This is a genomic window from Providencia sp. M-27 (genome assembly GCF_011077905.1).
Classification (GTDB): domain Bacteria; phylum Pseudomonadota; class Gammaproteobacteria; order Enterobacterales; family Enterobacteriaceae; genus Providencia; species Providencia huaxiensis.
This window is the reverse complement of record NZ_JAALBT010000057.1, coordinates 1-1,399: the sequence shown is the minus strand read 5'-3', so window position 1 is coordinate 1,399 and position 1,399 is coordinate 1. Positions and strand designations below refer to the sequence as shown.

2 protein-coding genes and 1 pseudogene are annotated in these 1,399 nt (G+C 39.7%); all 3 read right to left on the bottom strand.

Annotated features, from left to right (window positions below):
• Window positions 1–99: hypothetical protein (locus G6Q48_RS22395; protein ID WP_242685852.1), on the bottom strand; the 99-nt coding region annotated here is incomplete at its 3' end.
• Between the two features lie 308 nt (window positions 100–407).
• Window positions 408–1,265 carry a universal stress protein gene (locus G6Q48_RS21905; RefSeq protein ID WP_166268405.1) on the bottom strand — a complete coding sequence of 286 codons (858 nt, stop codon included), beginning with the start codon at window positions 1,263–1,265 and terminating at the stop codon, window positions 408–410.
• Window positions 1,266–1,267: 2 nt separating this feature from the next.
• A pseudogene (locus tag G6Q48_RS22115) lies at window positions 1,268–1,399 on the bottom strand (STAS domain-containing protein); the annotation flags it as partial.

Here is a 1,399-nt window from a genome sequence, read left to right as displayed (position 1 = left end):
TAATGCGTGGCAAGCCAACGTTAAGTTGTTGAGTCGTTTTAAGTGTAATTCGGGGCAGAATTGGTAAAGAGAGTCGTGTAAAATATCGAGTTCGCACATCTTGTTGTCTGATTATTGATTTTTCGCGAAACCATTTGATCATATGACAAGATGTGTATCCACCTTAACTTAATGATTTTGATAAAAATCATTAGGGGATTCATCAGGGTTAAGCACCTTCCAATTTTACCAAATTTTGACATACAAAACGGAATGAAATGAGAAATATTCAAGTATAAACACTTGCTAAATAACATCAAAATTCAATTAATTATATTTATAAAGACAAACCCCGCTCGATATTATGAGATGGAGAGCTGACGAAAGTGAGTCACCTCTCCTTGCAATGATAAAAGTAAACGAAAAGACTAACGGATGATGAGTAATGATACCGGAGTTTTCGCTATCATTTCTGTCGTATGACTCCCTGCAAAAAATTGCCTCAATCGCGAATGTCCAAAAGCCCCCATAATGATTAAGTCAATGTGGTTTTGTACTGCAAAACCACATAACTCATCAACAGTGCTGTCACCACCCTGAAGTAAATTAGCTTTCACCTCAATGCCTGCTTGATGAAGCATATCTTGTGCTTTTTTGAGTTGACTGTCTTGACTACCGTGCATCGCCAGATGGCAATCACGACCCGCTAATAATTTCACTTGTATTAATCGATGGATGACTCGTTCACCTTCCTCACTGCCATCAAACGCAATCATAATCTTTTTCGGCGGGGCAAAATTTCGCTTACAGATAAGTACTGAATTTTTTTGAAGACGGATGATCCCCTCTAGCTGACTGCCGATATGACCCGTTAATTCAGATTGCTCACCTCGACGACCGAGTACAACAATATGCGCATCTTCCTGATTAAGCATTTCGGCTAAAGACCCTTGCCGCTGAAGTGTATTAACATCATGAAGACCTAAATCTTGAGTGATTTTTTTTGCACTCATTAATAATTGTCGACCTTCCTCACGGGTTAAACGCGCTCGCTTTTCTTCAATATCCACAAGTTCATTCAATAAGGTTTCTCGGGTGTCAAATCCGATGATCCCGCTTAAGTCATGGTGTGCCGATGTTGGGATTTTTTCATTCATGTGTAACAGTGTCAGAGGAAGATTAAGTGTTTGGGCTATCCAAGCACTGGCGTGACAAACGGCAATCGCCGAGGACGAACGGTCTATACACCCAATTACGCAAGTTTTTTGAATGATATCTGCTGCCATAATTAATGACCTCCCATGAATTTTTCAATTTTTTTCGGGTCGTCATGAATACCAAACTTATCAACCAACGTTGCAGTGGCTTCATTCATCCCCTTAATTTCAATATCAATGCCTTCACGTCGAAACTTAATCAC

Coding starts and splice junctions, on each gene's coding strand:
- G6Q48_RS21905 (WP_166268405.1), bottom strand. CDS start 1,265: ATGGCAGCAGATATCATTCAAAAAACTTGCGTAATTGGGTGTATAGAC.